Source organism: Embleya sp. NBC_00888, from assembly GCF_045207655.1.
Taxonomy (GTDB): domain Bacteria; phylum Actinomycetota; class Actinomycetes; order Streptomycetales; family Streptomycetaceae; genus Embleya.
In genome coordinates, this window is the sequence record NZ_CP108784.1 from 6,686,395 (window position 1) to 6,703,165 (window position 16,771).

Consider the following 16,771-nt stretch of genomic DNA (forward strand, 5'->3'; position numbering starts at 1 on the left):
CGGCCGCCGCCCGGGTCCGGCCGAAGTGCCGCGGCTCGGCCGCCGCGACGAACGCGAACCCGGGCGAGGTCCGGGTCCAGGCCGCTCACCACGGGTGACAACCTTCGGTTGTCGGTGCGGGCGATCGGTTGTTGGCCCTGGAGACACCCGCCGATGTCTGCTGGATCCCGGCGGGTGCACCGGGCGGCGCACCCGAGCGGTGGACCCGAGCACGCGGGCACCGCAACGCCAGAACCGACCCGGGAGCACACCGCGATGCAGGCGCCGACACCGACCGAACCGGCGGACCCGTCCGCCGACACCACCGTTTTCGAATTGCCCGGATTCCTCCCGCAGTTCATCGCCGGCAATCGTTCCAGGGCGCTCGTGTGCGGACTGGACCCGCACGAGTACGACCGGGTCACCGCCGACCTCGACACGCTCCGCGACTGGCTGCCCGCGTTCCGGCGGGTCGGCGAGAGGTACCGCGACGCGGGCGAGACGTACGCGGCGGACGGGCGCGTGGTGTCCGCGGGCGACGCGCTGCGCACCGCCGCGCGCTGGTTGCACTGTGCGACGTTCCCGCCGCTCGCCGAGCACGAGCGCACGATCGCGGCGGCGCGCGAGGCGGACGCGGTGATGGCACGGGCGTTCGCGCACCTGGACCCGGGTGCGGTGCGGATCGAGGGGGAGGGGTTCGCGGGATGGCTGCGCCGACCTTCCGGGGCGGTCGGGCCGACCCGGGTGGTGGTCGTGGCTCCCGGCCTCAACTCCGGCAAGGAGGAGTTCCACGCGGTCGACGAGGCGCTGCTGCGACGCGGCGTCGCGAGCTTCTCCTTCGACGGCCCCGGCCAGGGCGTCCTGGTCGACACCGCGCCGCGAGCCGACTACCACCGCGTGGTCGGCCGGGTGATCGACGCCCTGGAGACCCGTACCGACCTGGACACCAGCGCCGGCGTCGGCCTGGTCGGGATGAGCCTGGGCGGCTTCTACGCGACCCTGACCGCCGCGCACGAACCGCGCGTGGCGGCAACCGTCGCGGTCAGCGGCCCGTACCGGCTCGACTGGGCCGAACTCCCGCTGTTCGTGCGGGAGACGCTCACCGTGCGCACCGGGAGTGCGGGCGCCGCCCAGGAGTTCGTGCACGGCGTCGATCTCGCCGGTATCGCGTCGGGCATCGGCACACCGCTGCGGGTGGTCGAAGGCGGCGAGGACATCACGCCCGGCGTACTCCCCGCCGAACGTGCCGCGCACCAGGCGCCTTCGGGCGAACTGCTCGTGGTCCCGTACGGCGACCATCTGCTGTGCAACGCGCAGTCCGCGTGGCTGCCCGGCACCGCCGACTGGCTGGTGGACCGACTCGGGTAGCCGACGGCTTCAGCGGGTCAGGCCCGCGTCGTGGGCGATCAGGCCGGCCTGGGTGCGATTGGCGCAGTCGAGTTTGGTCAGGGTGCGCGAGACGTACGCCTTGACGGTGGCCTCGGTCAGGTGCAGGCGGGCCGCGATCCGGGAATTGGACAGGCCCTCGCCCAGGCAGCCCAGGATCTCGGTCTCCCGGTCGCTGAGCTCGCGGATCGCGTGGCGGGCTGCACGGCGCGCGGTGTCGCGGGCCGCGCTCGCGCCGATCAGATTGCGGGCGGCGGCCGGCGACAACACCGTGTTGCCGTCGGCGGCCACCCGCAGCAGGGCGATCAGGTCCTCGGGCGGGGTGTCCTTGAGCAGGAAGCCGACCGCGCCGGTGTGCAGCGCGCGCAGCACGTGGTCGTCGGTGTCGATCGTGGTCAGCACGACGACCTTGGGCGGCGCGTCGAGCCGGACCATCCGGCGCAGCGCGGACAGCCCGTCCACGCCGGGCATGTGCAGATCCAGCAGGACCAGGTCCGGGCGATGCCGGACCACCTGTTCCAAAGCCTCGGCGCCGTCGTACGCCTCGCCGACGATGTCGAGGTCCGGGGCACCGCCGAGGATCGTGCGCAGGTGCGCGCACACCATGCGTTCGTCGTCCACCAGCAGGAGTCGGATCATGCGGCACCTTCGTCGAGATCTCGGTGGGGCGGGCGGGATACGGAGGGGATCGGGACGAACGCGTCCAGCACGAAGCCCCCGGTGTCGTCGGGTCCGGCACGCAGGCGCCCGCCGAGGAGTTCGACACGTTCGCGCAGGCCGAGCAGGCCGGTGCCGCCGGTGCCCAGGTCGACGTCCGGGGCCCGGGCCGCCTCGGTGTTGGCGACGGTGACGCCGATGCCCGAGGGCTCGTGCCGGATCGACACCCGCACCCGGGCGCCGGGCGCGTGCTTGTGCACGTTGGTCAGCGCCTCCTGCACCACGCGCCGCACGGTCCGCACGGCGGCCGGCGCGTCCCCGGCGGCCGGTACGCCGGTCACCGTCGACTCGATCGGCACGCCGGCGGCGCGCGAGTCGGCGATCAGGTCGGATACGTCCGGCCCGGTCGGCGTGCCGAGGCGCGTGTGCGCGCCGACCGACGACGGATCGTCGGGGGCGTTCGGTCCCGCGATCGGTCCGGGCGGGGCACCCGGTCCCGGGAGCGGTTCGTCGGGGGCGCGCAGCACCGCGACCAGTTCGCGCAGTTCGGCCAAGGCCTGACAGCCGGTCAGGCGCAACTCCTCGGCCGCCGAACGCACGTTGTCCTGCTCGGCGATCGTGCGCAGCGCGCCCGCCTGAAGCACCATCAGCGAGACCCGGTGGGTGATCATGTCGTGCATCTCGCCCGCCAACCGGCGCCGTTCCTCGGCCCGTGCCCGTCGGTCGCGTTCGGCCTGCTCGCGCTCGACCCGTTCGGCGCGCTCGGCCAGCGCGAGCAGCAGGTTGCGGCGCGAGGCCAGGTACATCCCGAGCAGCAACGGGGTGCCGATGGCGAGGAACTCGACGAAGACGTCCGAACCCGGCTGGGTCCGCCACGGTTCGCACATGGTCACCGCGAGACCGGCGGCGAGCAGCCACTTGACGGGCCGGTTCGGGGCGTACGCGCCGAGCGCGTAGGCCGCGAACGGCCCGGCCAGGACCGACTCGCCGATCGACAGTGCGAAGACGATCGCGACCGAGCCGAGCGGACGGCGGCGACGCCCGATCAGCGCGGCGCCGGCGGCGACCTGGACGAGTACTCCCCACCACGGCACGTCCCGCGGAGTCTGCCATCCGTTGCTGTCGAACGAGCCCAGCGCGCGCAGCAGTCCCGCCAGGGCGGCGACCGACGTCGCCAGCACGACGTCGAAGACGAGGGCGCGCGGGATCGACCCGGGCGGCGGACGGTACACGTCGGCCAACCTATCGGGAGGGGTCCGGGCGTTCGGCCATCCACCGGGCACGTCCGTGATCGAACCAGGCGGGATCCGCGGGATCCGCGCGATCGGTCCCCGGGTCATGCGGTTCATGCGGTTCATTCGGTTCCGAGCGCGCCGAGCACCGACATGCGTGCTGCCCGGCGGGCCGGCCATGCCGCCGCAAGCACGCCGACGCCGATCGCGCCGAGGACGAACAGGACGATGCGCGGCCACGGGATCGTGGCGCCCAGGGGGACGTTGCCCAGGTCGATGCCGCGTACCGCCAGGACGCCCACCGCGACGCCCAGGACGACTCCGAGCAGGGCGCCGAAGAGCGAGATCAGCGCCGCCTCCAGGCGGATCAGGTCGCGCACCCTGCGGGCGTCCAGGCCGATCGCGCGCAACAGGCCGATCTCGCGGGTGCGTTCGAGCACCGACATCGCGAGGGTGTTGACGATGCCGATGACCGCGATCAGGACGGCCATGCCGAGCAGGCCGTAGACGATGTTCAGGAGCAGATCGATGCCGGCCGCCAGACCCTTGCGCAAGTCGTCCTTGGATTGCACGCGCAGCGCCGGGTCGGCGCCGAACGCCTCGTCCAGGGTGGTGTGGAGGGCCTTGGCCTCGCCCGACACGGCGCGGACGAACACCTGGCGGCCGAGCGGGCGTTCCAGGTGCGGGTCGAGGGTGCGGGTGGAGACCAGGTACGGCGCCACGATCGGGTTGGCGCGGTAGACGCCGCCGACGCGCAGTGTTCCCGGGACGCCGTCGGGGAAGGTCACGGGCACCGTCATGCCGACCTTCAGCCCGCGCGAGTCCGCTTCGACCCGCTCGACGAGCAGGTCCGTGCCGAGTGCCTCGGGTCCACCCGCGACGAAGTCGAGACGCATCACCTGGGGGCCGGCGACCGGATCCAGGGCGGCGATTTCGCGCTCGCCGTCGGCGATCCTGACGGCGCTCGTGCGGTACACGCTCGCGGCGGCGACGTGCGGGAGACGGCCGATCCGCTCCACGGTCTCGGGGGCCATCGGGTCGCGCAACGTGGTGGACACCGCGTAGTCGGCGGTCAGCCCGCGCGCCGCCGCGTGGTCGAGGCTGTCCCGCAACGACGCGCCGATCACGGTCAGTCCGGTGACCAGGAACAGGCCGATCATCAGTGCCGACGCTGTCGCGGCGGTACGGCGCGGATCGCGCAGCGCGTTGCGTCCCGCGAGCCGGCCGGTCACCCCGAACACCCGGGTGAGCGGGCGGGCGAGGAGTCCGATGACGGCCACGGACAGCAGCGGGATCAGCATCAGCACGCCGGTCACCGCGGTCACCCCGCACACCACGATCAGCATGGGCTCGCCGTCGCCGCCCGGCGCGATGCGCGTGGTGGCGTACGCGCCGGTGGCGCCCAGGACGAGCAGGAGCAGGCCGAGCAGATTGCGGCGGAGCAATCCGGTGGGGTTGGGCGGGCTTGCCCGGAGCGCGGCCATCGGGGGGATTCGGGCCACCTTGCGGGTGGGCAGCCACGCGGCGGCGACGGTGACGCCGACGCCCACGACGAGGGACCACGAGATCGTGGCGGGCCGTACCACGAGCGGGCCGCGCGGCGGTTCGGCGTCGGTGCCGCGCAGCAGGGCGAGCAGTCCGGCGGCCAGGGCGATGCCCAGGAGCAGGCCGAGCAGCGCGCCGACCAGGCCGGTGGCCAACGCCTCGAAGCGCACCGAGCGGGTGACCTGGCGGCGGGTGGCGCCCACCGCGCGCAGCAGCGCGAGTTCGCGGGTGCGCCGGCCGATCAGCATGGTGAAGGTGTTGGTGATGATGAACGTGCCGACGAACAGCGCGATGCCGGCGAACACGAGCAGCCCGGTGGCCAGTCCGACGGTGCCGGCCGCGGCCAGTTCGCGGCGTTCGGCGGTGAGCGTGGCGCCGGTGACCACCTCGGCGCCGGCGGGGGTCAGGGCGCGGACGGCGTCGGTCGCCGCGGCGTCGGTGGTGCCGGGATGGGTGGAGACGGTGATCAGGTCGTACGTGCCCGGGGCGGCGAACAGGCCTTGCGCGGTGCGGGTGTCGAACAGGGTGAGGGTGGCGCCGAGGCGGATTCGGGCGTCGTCGGCGTGCACGGTGCCGACGAGCGTGGCGTCCAGGGTGCCGCCGCCGGCGACCACGCGCAGCCGGTCGCCGACCCGGTGGCCGGCCGAGCGGGCACCCGCGTCGTCCAGGGCGATTTCGCCCGGGGCGGTGGGTGCGCGACCCGAAGTCACCCGGTACAGCGGATCGGAACCGTCGGGCCCGGGCGCGTGGTTGGTACCCACCGCCTCCTCGACCCGGCCGACCAGATGCCCTTTACGGTCGACGACCACTGCCGGCCCGGAAACGGAGCCGCGCACGGACTCGACGCCGGGCAACGCACGCAGCCGATCCACCAGGTGTGCGTCCAACGCGGGTCGGTCGGGCGTGTCCTGGTCGGGATCGATGCGGACGCCGACGGCGACCCCCGCGAAGTCGTCGGCCGCGGCCGATGCGGACGCCTCGGTGATGCTGTCCTTGAGGGTGAGCACACCGGAGACGAATGCGACGCCGAAGACGATCGCGAGCACCGTCAGAGCCAGGCGCGCCCGCTGCGCGGCAAGGGTACGAAGGGCGTTCCTGAGCATGGGCGACGTCCTGAACACGATGGGATTCCGGCCGAAGTCGGCAAGACCCCACCACCCTCACGCGGGCCCATCTCCCTTCGATACGTCCGCGGGAGGGCCTCGGTGTCCACCATCGCCACCCCAGCGGTCCGATCGGACCACCCGAACCAACAAAGGCCACACCGCCGTTGCGGGACGGGCGCCCCACCTCGGCGGGCAACGCCTGTCGTGTTCCGCATACTTCGCATGCGGTGGGCTCTTCCCGCCATGGTTCGAGTTTCGAGCCCCCGTCCCGGCCGTTCTCGCGTTCGTCCGCCGTAAGTGCGTTGTTACAGAGTCTGCTAGTTCTCGGGTCGACCGCGCGTCCAACCTGTTGCCGGGATATCCGGTGCGGCGTCGCGGAACCCGCGTGGTGTGTGGGTCGTTGCGGGCGTCGGGGGCGTGCCGGGATGTCCGCCGTTCCCTCTCGTGACCATGTCACCGGTCTGCGACAGCGGCGTCGTGGACCGACGACTCCCGTATCGCCGGCGTCCGCGGCCGTTTCATAGTGGATCTCGCAAGCAGCCGGGAGCCGAACCAGTTTCGGCCCGACCACTGGACACCAAGGGGTTTTCTTCATGTTCGGCCAACGTCGCAAGGCCATTCTCGTCTCCGCAGCCCTCGCCACCGGCGCCATGCTGATGACGGCGTGCCAGGACACGGACTCGGACAAGAACACCGGCGCCGCACCGCCCCCCGCCTCCGCACCCGCCGGCCAGGCCGGCAACGCAACCACCCCACCCGCCGCCTCCACCACCACCGGCGGCGGCAACCAGGGCGGCGGCCAGGGCAGCGGTACGACCCCCGCCGGAAAGACCTCCGCCGGGCAAGGGACCACCGGCCAGGGCACCACCGGCACCACCGGCGGGACCGGCGCCGGCGACAACAGCTCGATCGGCAAGTGTCGCACCGACGACCTCAGGGCCACCGCGCAGGACGCCACCATCACGGGCGACGACGAGCTCACCGTCATGGTGACGTTCAAGAATATCGGTCACAACTGCACCATGTCCGGATTCGCGGGCGTCGACCTCCAGACCGCCAAGGGGCCCCTGTCCGCGAAGCGCGTCGGCGCACCCGCGGACCCGTTCACCCTCAAGAGCGACAAGTCCGTGTCCTTCGGCGTCACCTACCCCAGCGGTGCCACCGGCGACTACGGCGTCAAGGTCACGGGTCTGCAGGTCACCCCGCCCGGAGAGACCAAGTCGATGAACCTGAGCTGGCCCGGCACCCCCACCGTGCCGGTCGTCGACGGTGCCGGCTCCCCGATCAACGTCGGCCCCATCGGCGGCGCCGGCCAAGGCGGCTGACCCACACCCGCGCAACACCGAGGCACACCCGGGGCCCCGCCCCACCGCACAAGCGGTGGAGCGGGGCCCGCAGACTCACCGACACCGGACAGGCGCTGATCCCGATGCGGGTTCAGCGCTTGAGCGTGAAGGTGAAGTCTCCGGAGAGCTTGCCGTTCAGCCGGACCGCCGAGACGACTTTCCCCTCCACGATCAGCCGCTCGACCTCGGCCCGTGAAAGACCGCAACCCTCGGCGATCAGTCGCACCGGCCGGACCGGGATCCGCGCCGCGAAGCGGACCGAGACGTCGATCACCTCGCGGTCGGAATGGTCCGATCCGCCGGTGTCGAGGCGCCAGGCGCCGCCCCAGTCGAGGGCGATGCGATTACGGCGCCGCACGACCGGATCCTGGAGCAACTCGGCTGTCAGGCCGGGGTCGTTGTCATGCAGCCGGTCGAGCAGTTCAGGTCGTACGGAGCGCACGTTCATCCGCTCCAGGACCGTGAGCTTGGCGGTTTCCCCGCACGCGGTACAGAGCACGAGGAGCCAGGCGTCGATGAGCTTGTGGTTTGCGTTGACGCGGAATTTTCCGCTTGCCCGGAAGCGCTCGGACGCGCACGCGTGACAACGGCGGAGAACGAGCGGCAGGCAGGTGGGTACGACCACCCAGTTTTCGAGCACAGAAGTACACCGGTTCCAGTGAGAAGTCGGCAGCAAAAAGCAGCGCGGCGCACATGTGCGGCGACGCGCGACGATTCATCGCTCGGGAGGTCTCACAGGGTGTACAACGGCACGTCCTTGCCCAGACGACTGGATTCGGCAGCACGGTAGGGCGCGCAGAGGCGCAGTTCCACCGGTTTTCGAGCACCTCATCGCCGGGTCTCGAAACTCTTCTGCCGGGCCTGGGCACGACAAAAGCCCCGTCACAGCGGCTGGGCCGGGTGTGACGGGGCTTGGGTCGGCTCACGGAGGCTTCGATCGCCTCGAAGATGTCGCGGTCGGTTTCCTGTTGCCGGGCCGGCGGATCGCGCCGGTCGGCGACACGGCCGGCTCGGGTTCGCCCGGGAAGCGACGCGGTGGGCGGTGTGTCAGGTGCTGATGGTGGCGACGGGTTCGAGGCCGTAGGTGCGGGCGTAGCCGTTCTCGGTGCCGACGAGGAGGTCGAGAACCTCGAAGTAGCGGTCCCAGAACGGGGTTTCGCGCAGTGCGTCGATGAGGAGCTGGTAGGAGTGGTGGTCGTCGGCTTCCCACACCCAGACGTCGGTGACGCGCGCGGAGTAGAACTCCGTGTCGTAGAAGCGTGACCGGACGCCGGAGGTCTTCGCCTTGATGGCCGGCAGCACGTGGGTGGTGAAGGCCTCCACGCGTTCCGGGACGGTCAGGGCGAGCCACTCGGGTGTGGTCTTGACCAGCATGAACGCCGTGATCGGCGGCTCGGTCTTTTCAGCGGGCATCGGGGTGTCTCCAATATGGCAGGTGGTGTGGGCGCGCCGGGCTCTGCGTGTTCCGGCGCCGGGTGCCGGACTTCAGGAGTCGACGGCGGGCTTGAGGGTCTGCGCGCACCACTGCTCGAAGCTGGTGGGGGAGGCGGTGTCCGGGGTGCGGGCGACGCCGGCGTCGAGGCCCTCGTCCTTGGCCCGCTTCATGTCGACGATGCCCTGGACGAACTCCTTGTTGAGGCCGTAGCCGACGAGCGTGGCGTACATCTCCTCGAGCGACTGGCGTTCGTAGCGGACGGGGCGGCCGAGCTGTTCGGTCATGATGCGGGCCAGGTCGTTGGGGGACAGGTCCTGCGGCCCGAGGACCGGGACGCTGCCGGTGCCGGTCCACGAGCGGTCCAGCAGCAGGCCGGCGGCGGTGGCCGCGATGTCGGCGACTGCGACGAAGGGGGCCTTGCGGTCGGCGTCGACGGTGTCGATGAACAGGCCCTGCTCGCGGATCGAGTCCACCTCCTCCAGGAGGTTCTCGAAGAAGGACGGGTTGGCCAGGGCCCGGTAGGCGACGCCGGTGTCGGCGATGAGGTCGTCCATGGCGAGGGAGGCGGTGACGAGGCCGGCCCGGTCGGCGAGCGGGGTGCCGCGGCCGAGCGCGGAGACGCCGACGGCGTGGCCGACGCCGTGGGCGGCGAGCGCCTTGGCGGCGGGGCGGGTGAAGCCGGTCCAGCCGTCCTGCGGGGTCAGGGAGGAGTCCGGGGGGACGAGCCAGAACACGGCGTCCGCGCCCTCGAAGGCCCGGTCGAGGACCTCGGCGTCCGCGTGCGAGCCGGTGACCACGTCGACGCGTCCGCGCGCCGCGTCCGGAAGCCGGGCGGGATCGCGCACGATCACGCGCAGTTCCTCGCCTGCGGCGGGGGCGGACTCCAGGAGCAGCGAGAGCAGGTGACGGCCGATGTTCCCGGTGGGTGCAGTGATGACGATCATGAAAACCTCGTAGGTCGCGCCGGTTCGTTACGCCTCGATCCTGCTGAGGATCGCCGTGCTGCCACAATGGGAACTTCGGCACGGAATCATTGACTGAAATGGAATAATGCTGGTGAGCAGCCCGGACCCGGTCATCGACGCCAATCTCGCCATCGCACTGGATGCTCTGCTGGCCGAGAACAGCGTGACCCGCGCCGCCGCACGTCTGCACACCTCGCCCGCCGCGATGAGCCGCACCCTCGCCCGGCTGCGCCGCGTCCTCCAGGACCCCCTCCTGGTCCGGGCCGGACAGGCCATGGTTCCCACGCCACGCGCCCTGGCCCTGCGGGAGGAGGCGGCCGCGGTGGTCCGCAGCCTCGGAGCGCTGCTCAGTCCCGGCGCGAGCGTCGACCCCGCGGGCCTGAGCAGTACCTTCACCCTCCAAGCCGCCGACCTGGTCGGCGCGGCACTGGCTCCCGGACTGCTGCGACTGGGCCGGCGGGAGGCGCCGGGGGTCTCGTTCCGGATCCTGGCCGAAGAACTGGAGGCCGGACCCGCCCTGCGCGACGGCCGGATCGACCTGGAGATCGGATCCATCGATCACGTCGACCCTGAAACCCGGGTCGAGGAACTGGTCGGCCTCCGCATGGTGGCGGCCGTCCGGCCCGGCCATCCGCTCACCGAGGGGCCGCTGACCCCGGCCCGGTTTGCCGCCGCCCAGCACGTCGCGGTCAGCCGCCGGGGCCGGTTCACCGGCCCCCTCGACACGGTCCTGGCCGAGCGGAACCTCCGCCGGCGGGTCAGCGTGGTCCTCCCCAGCCACCTGGCGGCGATGGCCCTCGCCGCCCGCAGCGACGCCGTCTGCCTCGTACCCGCCGCACTCCCCGGCGCCGCCCCCTCGCCCCTCACCCACGACGCCGCCGCCCTCGGACTGCACCTCCTCGACATGCCCCTGGAACTGCCCCCGGTGACCATCGGCATGGCCTGGCACCCGCGACACACCGCCGACGGCGCACACCGCTGGCTCCGCAGCACCGTCCGCCGAACCCTCTGCCCCCCGACACCAACCCCCGAGACCACCACGGCGGCCACGCTCGACCCCGAGTAGTACGGCACCACCCGGCCCGTGCGGACGCATGCGCGTTGGCAGCAATCCGAGGTGCGTGCGCGCCCGCCCGACGTCAGGTCCCGCCCGGCTCTGGATCGGTCGCACGACAAAGCCCCGCCACGTGAGGTGACGGGGCTCGGTCGGCTGGTGGATCAGGCAGCGCGCAACGTGGACAGCAGCGCGGACCAGGATGCGGGGGCGACCACCAGGTGGCCGACGCTCGGGTCCTTGGAGTCCCGGACAGGCACAACCGAGAAGCCGGGGGCGACCTCCACGCACTCCGCTCCTTGAGGGGCGCTGTAGCTCGACTTACGCCACGTCGCTTGACCGAATTCGGGCTCAAGGGTCATGTTCTGAACTCCTCTATCGCTGCCTTGATCATTTCCGCCGAGTCCTTGGGCGACGGCGCGCGGGCGCACACGCGATCGTACGCCCTTTGCCGACGCCGGACTTCGTCCGGGTCCTCGATCAATTGCCCGCTATCGCTGCCTTCCAGCCATACACCGGTGGTTCCATCGGCCAGTGTCATCAGCACCGTGGTCCCACCGAGAAGCGGATGCCCGCCGAGCTTTGACGGCCACACCTGAATCGTCGTGCGGCTCGTGTCGACCTGCGGCAGCAGTGACGCGAGTTGCTGGTGTGTTGTCTCGTGGCTTCCGATCATCCGGTGCAACACAGCTTCGTCAAGTACGGCCGAGTAGGCGGGCGGATCATCACGGGCGAGGGTGGACTGCCGTGCGATGCGCTCATTCGTGGCGTCGTCGATCTCTTCCGCTGTTTCGTATACCTCGCCATTGAGAAGCAACGCCCGCGCGTACTCGGGTGTTTGCAGCAGTCCGGGAACGACTTGGGGAGCGTACGTGCCGATCCGTACTGCCTTGGCCTCATAGTCGCTCAACAAGCGCCACCTACCAGGATGGCGATCGTCTTTGATCATCCGATACATGGATTGGAACATGAGCCCGGTTGCGAAGAGTTCGTCAAGTTTCGCGGGAATGTCGGATGGGATCGACCGCTGCGCGCGCTCGAATCGCGACAGCGTTGATGTGTCATAACCGAGCTTCCCCGCAACGATTTCAAGGGACAGTCCGGCAGCTTCGCGGTACTCCCGCATCAACTCGCCGTAGGTGCCTCTTGGGCCGGCCCCGGGGTCAATGGGTCGTGGCTTGAATCGCACACCCGTTCTCCTTGTCCTTGCCAAAAAATTGTGCCCACGGTTCCGAGCTTTCGAGCGTACAGAGAGTGGCGTCATCATCGCCTTACTCCCAGTGAAGTCACGCGAAGCGGCGAAAGGCGTGTCATGAACTCTCCACCCGAGGACAGCAACCCGGATCCGGGGCGACCCATGAGTGACGGGGTGGGGCTCGTGGTTCACCAGATCAACCTGATCCGCACTCACTTCCGGCGTTCGTCCGAGCGAATTGGCAACTCGGCACCGTGGCCGTGGGGCGACGACCTTCCCGATCGGGAGCCTCCATGTGCATGTTCGCCGAACTGCTGCTATTTGCACACGGATCACTGAACCGCGTCGTCGGTTCGGCGGACGAGAGGCAAGACCGGGCGGCTAAGCGTCGCCCCCCGAAATCCGACAGCGGCCGGGCGTCTCGATTCCAGGCGTGAGCCCGGCCGCTGCCTTCCATCTATCCACTGTGAGGCAGTGATGGAGATTCAAGGGTATCGAGCGATCCAGGTCGGTACGCGCGTTCGGCATGTGGATGAGCACGCGGATTTGCCGGAGGGGACGGTGGTCGCGCTTCCCGCTGCGTCGACGCGGGTTGCCGTTGTGCAGCCGTCCGGGGCCGGCCGGTCGCCGTACCTGTGCCCGATCGGTCATCTGGTTGCGCTTGATTCGGATGGCGAACTCGCGCGAGTGGTAGCGGAATTGCGGCGCGTCGATCAGTTCGGGTGTGCTGTCGGCGGGCCGCTTTCGGTGCCGATCACACCCGGCGGCGAGTCCGTGCGGGAGACGAAGTGAGCAGGCGGTACGGGTGGCATGAACTGCCCTGCCGAGTAGTCGAGTTCGTGGAGAAGGCGGCCGGGCCCGTTCGTTCGGTCGAACCGGTCGTCGGGCCGCACACCAGTTCCTTTGCCGCGACCCTCACCACGCCGACCGGTCGGGTCTTCGTCAAGGCCGCCGAGGAGGCGACGGCACCCCTTTCGGCTCGGGCGCAGACGAGTGAGATTGCGGCGAGTGGGGTTACCGGGGTTCTGTCCCCTCGGCTGTTGCGTCACGGGGCGGCCGACGGGTGGCGGGTGCTTGTGTTCGAGCACGTGGACGGGCGGTCCGTGCGGATGCGTTTGGATTCGGGGGATCTCGCGCAGGTCGTCGGGGTCGTGGATCGGATCGGGCGGATTCAACCCGGCCGCAGTGCCGGGCTGCCTACTTTGGTCGGACGGCTTCGGGAGCATCTGCCGCCCGGACGGAGTGGGCCGCTGTGCGGGAATCGGCTCCTGCATACCGACCTGACCTCGGCCAACATGATCATCCGGCCCGACGGGCGACTGTCCGTCGTCGACTGGGGGCAGGTGGCGCTCGGTCCGAGGTGGGCGGAGATCGCCTACCTCGGCGCGGCCCTGTTGGAAGAGGGCCACAACCTCGGCGAAGTCCGGCGCTGGATATGGCGATTCCCCGAATGGCGACGCACCTCGCTCACCGCCCGCCGCACCCTCGCCGACGCGATGGTCCGGCACTCCGCCGACCGCGCCGGCTGGTGGATCAGCCTCGTTCAAGCGCCGATTGCCGGCTGACGTCTCACGAGTCGCCGTGTGCGCCTGGGTCGCCTCGCCGGCGTACCAGCGGTAGGTAGACCTCGTCGACGATCTCGACGAGCACCTCGTCGGGCGCCGTCGGGACCCCGCGCATGACGAACTCGTTGCGCAGCAGTACGACCGCCACGGTGGCGACTCGGGGATGGAGCGCCTCGGGCGACGCCTCGCCGCGAGCGACCGCACGCCCCAGCAGCGTCAGCCAGCTCGCGGCCACGGAGTCGGTGGACTGCTCCGGCAGTTGCGCCGTGAACTCCGAAGCGCTGCCGGCAGCGGCCATGAGATCGCGCAACACCATGCCGAGCGGCGAACTCCAATGGCGGTTGGCTCGGCGGAGCAATTCCAGGACGTCACCGCGCAGTTCGCCGGTGTCGGGAGGCTGGACCGTCGTGGCCAGTTGCCGATAGGCGGCGATCCCCAGCGCGAGGCGGTTGGGCCAGCGACGGTAGATCGCGTTCTTGTTGGTGCCGGCGCGTCGGGCGACCCGATCCATGGTCAGCCCGGCGTACCCGGACTCGATGAGCTCGTCGGCCGCGGCGCGCAGGATCGCCTCTTCCAGGGCGACCCCGCGGCGCCGCGTCTGCCCGGTGCCCGGCTGCTTCGTCGGATCGTCCGCCATGGCCTCTTCCCGTGATTCGGTACCGACCGTTCCTCTCAACTTTGTACTTGCCTCCAGATCAGGCGCAAGTAAGGTACTCCACGTACCTTAACTATTCCGATCGAAGGGCATTGCGCATGCGCGCCAAAGGCATCACGTACGACACCGGGTTCGTCCGCGACGGCACGAACTCCCGTGTGCGGTTCGACCCGGACGAGGTCGGGCGTGAGCTGCGCATCATCCGTGACGACCTGCACTGCAACGCGGTCCGCATCACCGGTGGCCTGCCCGACCGGCTGGAGATCGCCGCCCGGCACGCGGCCGACCTGGGCCTGGAGGTCTGGTTCTCGCCATACCCGCTCGAGCTGACCACCGACGAGATGTCGGCGCTGTTCGCCGACTGTGCCGAACGGGCCGAACGAATCCGGCAACGCGCCCGCGCCGAGGTCGTGTTCGTCACCGGCGCCGAACTGAGCCTGATGAACAAGGGCTTCCTGCCCGGCGAATCCGTCGACGAGCGAGTCGAACTACTCACCCACCCGGACCGCCTGCGCGAGCACATCGCCGAGGTCGGCGCGCGCGTGAACGACTTTCTCGGCAAGGCCGCGGCCCTCGTTCGCGAACGATTCGGCGGCCGGATCACCTACGCCGCCGTACCGCTGGAACGCGTCGACTGGACGCCCTTCGACATCGTGTCCCTGGACCTCTACCGGTCGGCCGAGACCGCCGCGCAGTTCGCCGAGGGCGTGCACGGCCTCGTCGCGTCGCAGCAAAAGCCGTTCGCCATCACCGAGTTCGGCGCCGCATGCTTCGGCGACACGGGCGCGCGCGGCCTGGAAATCGTCGAGCACGACAGGGACACCGGCATGCCGATCCGCCTGAACGGCGAGTACGTCCGTGACGAGGCCGGCCAGGCCGCCTACGTACGCGAACTCCTCGAGGCCTTCGACGCCGGAGGCATCGACAGCACCTTCGTCTTCCTCTTCGCGCTGCACTCCCACCCGCACCGACCCGACGGCGACCCCCGCGACGACCTGGATCTGGCGAGCTACGGCATCGTCAAGGTCCTGGAGAGCCGCCACGGGGACGCCTACCCCGACCTGCGCTGGGAGCCCAAGGCCGCGTTCGCCACCGTCGCCGAGTACCACCGAACACACTGAGCCGGCCGCCCCGGGAGTCGACGCGAACCGGGGCAACGTCCCGACACGGCCTCACGGAGGCATCGGTTTCCATCGAATCTGCGACCCCTATGGTCGAATGATCCTCGCATCTGCAAGGATGGCGATCCGCAAGTGGCGGCTTCTGCCGTGGTTTGCGGGTATCGGCTTCGCTCTGTGGGAGAGGCGCTCGTGACTAGGATCCCGGCCGTGAACATGTTCGGGATCGGTGATGCGGCGGCTCTGCTCGGAGTGAGCGCGGACACGGTGCGGCGGTGGGTGGACTCCGGTCGGCTCGACGCGCGGCGGGACGAGAACGGTCGGCGGGTGGTGGAGGGTGCGGCGCTGGCCGCGTTCGCCCGCTCGGCGGCCGCCGGCGACGCCCGCGCGGACAGCGAGCGACTCGGCTGGTCGTCCGCGCGCAACCGCTTCCGCGGCATCGTCACCGACGTCCGCAAGGACACGGTGATGGCCCAGGTCGAGATCCAGGCCGGGCCGTACCGGGTGGTCTCGCTGATGAGCGCCGAGGCCGCGGACGAACTCGGCCTGCGGGTCGGGGTGCTCGCCACGGCAGTGGTGAAGTCGACGAATGTCATGGTGGAGCGGACCGAGGGCGCGCGTGAGCACTCCCTCGAATAGTGGGGAGTCGACACGATGGGTGCAGTGGGCACGGTGCGGGCCAGACGTGCGGTTTCGGCGGCACTGCTCGCGGGCGCGCTGATCGCGCTCGCCGGATGCGGCAGCGACGACGACAAGGACGACAAGAAGGTCGGCGGGGCCACGCCGCCGGTCGGTACCGGCACGTCCGCGCCCGCCGCCGACGCCAAGCAGCTCAAGGGCACCGTCACCGTGTTCGCCGCGGCCTCGCTGACCGAGACGTTCACCGCGCTGGGCAAGCAGTTCGAGGCCGCGCACCCGGGCGTCACGGTCAAGTTCAATTACCTCGGCAGCTCGGCCCTGGCCGCGAGCATCAACCAGGGTGCGCCCGCCGACGTGTTCGCCTCCGCCGACGAGAAGAACATGAAGCTCGTCACCGACGCCAAGAACGCCGACGGCACGCCCACCGCGTTCGCCAAGAACACGTTGCAGATCGCGGTCGCGCCGGGCAACCCGAAGAACATCAAGTCGCTCGCCGACCTCAAGCAGGACGGCCTCAAGGTCGCCCAGTGCGCCCCGCAGGTGCCGTGCGGCGCCGCCGCCAAGACCGCCCTCGACGCGGCCGGGGTCAAGTTCACCCCCTCGACGCTCGAACAGGACGTCAAGGCCGCGCTCACCAAGCTCACCCTGGGCGAGGTGGACGCCGCCCTCGTCTACCGCACCGACGTCAAGGCGGCCGGTGCCAAGGCGGTCGGCGTGGACTTCCCCGAGTCCGCGCAGGCGGTCAACACGTACCCGATCGTCCCGCTCGCCAAGGCGCCCAACGCGGACGCGGCCAAGGCGTTCGTGGCGTACGTCCTGTCCGAGCCCGGCCGCACGGCCCTGACGGCGGCGGGCTTCCAGGCACCGTGAGCCGATCTCCCCGGGTGCGCCGCC

At 70.7% G+C, this 16,771-nt stretch carries 17 protein-coding genes; 8 read left to right on the forward strand and 9 right to left on the reverse strand.

Features of this window, described 5'->3' with window-relative positions:
- Positions 1 to 153 precede the first annotated feature (153 nt).
- Positions 154 to 1,347: an alpha/beta hydrolase family protein gene (locus OG948_RS28525; RefSeq protein WP_406299183.1), complete on the forward strand. Its 1,194-nt coding sequence runs from the start codon at positions 154 to 156 to the stop codon at positions 1,345 to 1,347.
- A 9-nt stretch (positions 1,348 to 1,356) separates the two neighbouring features.
- Here the strand turns inward: OG948_RS28525 and OG948_RS28530 are convergent, their stop codons facing one another.
- The 3 genes from OG948_RS28530 to OG948_RS28540 form a co-directional block, all read right to left on the reverse strand.
- Positions 1,357 to 2,004, reverse strand: coding sequence for a response regulator (locus OG948_RS28530; RefSeq protein WP_406299184.1), 648 nt, complete (start codon positions 2,002 to 2,004; stop codon positions 1,357 to 1,359).
- Positions 2,001 to 3,254: a sensor histidine kinase gene (locus tag OG948_RS28535; RefSeq protein ID WP_406299185.1), complete on the reverse strand. Its 1,254-nt coding sequence runs from the start codon at positions 3,252 to 3,254 to the stop codon at positions 2,001 to 2,003. Before OG948_RS28535 ends, OG948_RS28530 begins: the two co-directional genes overlap by 4 nt.
- 122 nt (positions 3,255 to 3,376) lie before the next feature.
- The gene (locus OG948_RS28540; protein WP_406299186.1) at positions 3,377 to 5,902 is read right to left on the reverse strand and encodes an FtsX-like permease family protein; all 2,526 of its coding nucleotides are present in this window, start codon (positions 5,900 to 5,902) and stop codon (positions 3,377 to 3,379) included.
- A gap of 596 nt (positions 5,903 to 6,498) precedes the next feature.
- Between OG948_RS28540 and OG948_RS28545 the strand changes: the two genes are divergently transcribed.
- Positions 6,499 to 7,230 (forward strand): DUF4232 domain-containing protein, encoded by a 732-nt coding sequence (locus tag OG948_RS28545; RefSeq protein WP_406299187.1) that lies wholly within the window; start codon positions 6,499 to 6,501, stop codon positions 7,228 to 7,230.
- Positions 7,231 to 7,342: 112 nt separating this feature from the next.
- On the opposite strand, the gene OG948_RS28550 is transcribed toward OG948_RS28545, so the two are convergent.
- The 3 genes from OG948_RS28550 to OG948_RS28560 all read right to left on the reverse strand — a co-directional run bounded on the left by OG948_RS28550 (position 7,343) and on the right by OG948_RS28560 (position 9,630).
- Positions 7,343 to 7,891 carry a DUF1062 domain-containing protein gene (locus tag OG948_RS28550; RefSeq protein WP_406299188.1) on the reverse strand — a complete coding sequence of 183 codons (549 nt, stop codon included), beginning with the start codon at positions 7,889 to 7,891 and terminating at the stop codon, positions 7,343 to 7,345.
- A 407-nt stretch (positions 7,892 to 8,298) separates the two neighbouring features.
- Entirely contained in the window at positions 8,299 to 8,664 is a 366-nt protein-coding gene (locus OG948_RS28555; protein WP_406299189.1) for a darcynin family protein, read from the reverse strand.
- A gap of 72 nt (positions 8,665 to 8,736) precedes the next feature.
- The gene (locus tag OG948_RS28560; protein WP_406299190.1) at positions 8,737 to 9,630 is read right to left on the reverse strand and encodes an NAD(P)H-binding protein; all 894 of its coding nucleotides are present in this window, start codon (positions 9,628 to 9,630) and stop codon (positions 8,737 to 8,739) included.
- 106 nt (positions 9,631 to 9,736) lie between these two features.
- On the opposite strand from OG948_RS28560, the gene OG948_RS28565 reads away from it, so the two are divergent.
- A complete protein-coding gene (locus tag OG948_RS28565; RefSeq protein WP_406299191.1) occupies positions 9,737 to 10,717 on the forward strand; it encodes a LysR family transcriptional regulator in 981 nt (326 codons plus the stop codon).
- Positions 10,718 to 10,869: 152 nt separating this feature from the next.
- Here the strand turns inward: OG948_RS28565 and OG948_RS28570 are convergent, their stop codons facing one another.
- Together OG948_RS28570 and OG948_RS28575 are read right to left on the reverse strand one after the other, a co-directional pair.
- Positions 10,870 to 11,067 carry a DUF397 domain-containing protein gene (locus tag OG948_RS28570; RefSeq protein WP_406299192.1) on the reverse strand — a complete coding sequence of 66 codons (198 nt, stop codon included), beginning with the start codon at positions 11,065 to 11,067 and terminating at the stop codon, positions 10,870 to 10,872.
- Positions 11,064 to 11,894, reverse strand: coding sequence for a Scr1 family TA system antitoxin-like transcriptional regulator (locus OG948_RS28575; RefSeq protein WP_406299193.1), 831 nt, complete (start codon positions 11,892 to 11,894; stop codon positions 11,064 to 11,066). Before OG948_RS28575 ends, OG948_RS28570 begins: the two co-directional genes overlap by 4 nt.
- 480 nt (positions 11,895 to 12,374) lie before the next feature.
- On the opposite strand from OG948_RS28575, the gene OG948_RS28580 reads away from it, so the two are divergent.
- Both OG948_RS28580 and OG948_RS28585 read left to right on the forward strand, forming a co-directional pair.
- Positions 12,375 to 12,692 (forward strand): hypothetical protein, encoded by a 318-nt coding sequence (locus OG948_RS28580; RefSeq protein ID WP_406299194.1) that lies wholly within the window; start codon positions 12,375 to 12,377, stop codon positions 12,690 to 12,692.
- Positions 12,689 to 13,465, forward strand: coding sequence for a phosphotransferase (locus OG948_RS28585; RefSeq protein WP_406299195.1), 777 nt, complete (start codon positions 12,689 to 12,691; stop codon positions 13,463 to 13,465). The genes OG948_RS28580 and OG948_RS28585 overlap by 4 nt, the downstream gene beginning before the upstream one ends.
- Before the next feature lie 4 nt (positions 13,466 to 13,469).
- Here the strand turns inward: OG948_RS28585 and OG948_RS28590 are convergent, their stop codons facing one another.
- Positions 13,470 to 14,102: a TetR/AcrR family transcriptional regulator gene (locus OG948_RS28590; protein ID WP_406299196.1), complete on the reverse strand. Its 633-nt coding sequence runs from the start codon at positions 14,100 to 14,102 to the stop codon at positions 13,470 to 13,472.
- 116 nt (positions 14,103 to 14,218) lie between these two features.
- Here OG948_RS28590 and OG948_RS28595 point away from each other — a divergent pair, with 116 nt between their 5' ends.
- The 3 genes from OG948_RS28595 to modA all read left to right on the forward strand — a co-directional run bounded on the left by OG948_RS28595 (position 14,219) and on the right by modA (position 16,747).
- On the forward strand, positions 14,219 to 15,241 hold the full coding sequence (locus OG948_RS28595) for a hypothetical protein (RefSeq protein ID WP_406299197.1): 1,023 nt from the start codon (positions 14,219 to 14,221) through the stop codon (positions 15,239 to 15,241).
- A 207-nt stretch (positions 15,242 to 15,448) separates the two neighbouring features.
- Positions 15,449 to 15,877: a molybdopterin-binding protein gene (locus OG948_RS28600; RefSeq protein ID WP_395859901.1), complete on the forward strand. Its 429-nt coding sequence runs from the start codon at positions 15,449 to 15,451 to the stop codon at positions 15,875 to 15,877.
- A gap of 15 nt (positions 15,878 to 15,892) precedes the next feature.
- Positions 15,893 to 16,747, forward strand: coding sequence for a molybdate ABC transporter substrate-binding protein (modA, locus tag OG948_RS28605; RefSeq protein WP_406299198.1), 855 nt, complete (start codon positions 15,893 to 15,895; stop codon positions 16,745 to 16,747).
- Positions 16,748 to 16,771 lie beyond the last annotated feature (24 nt).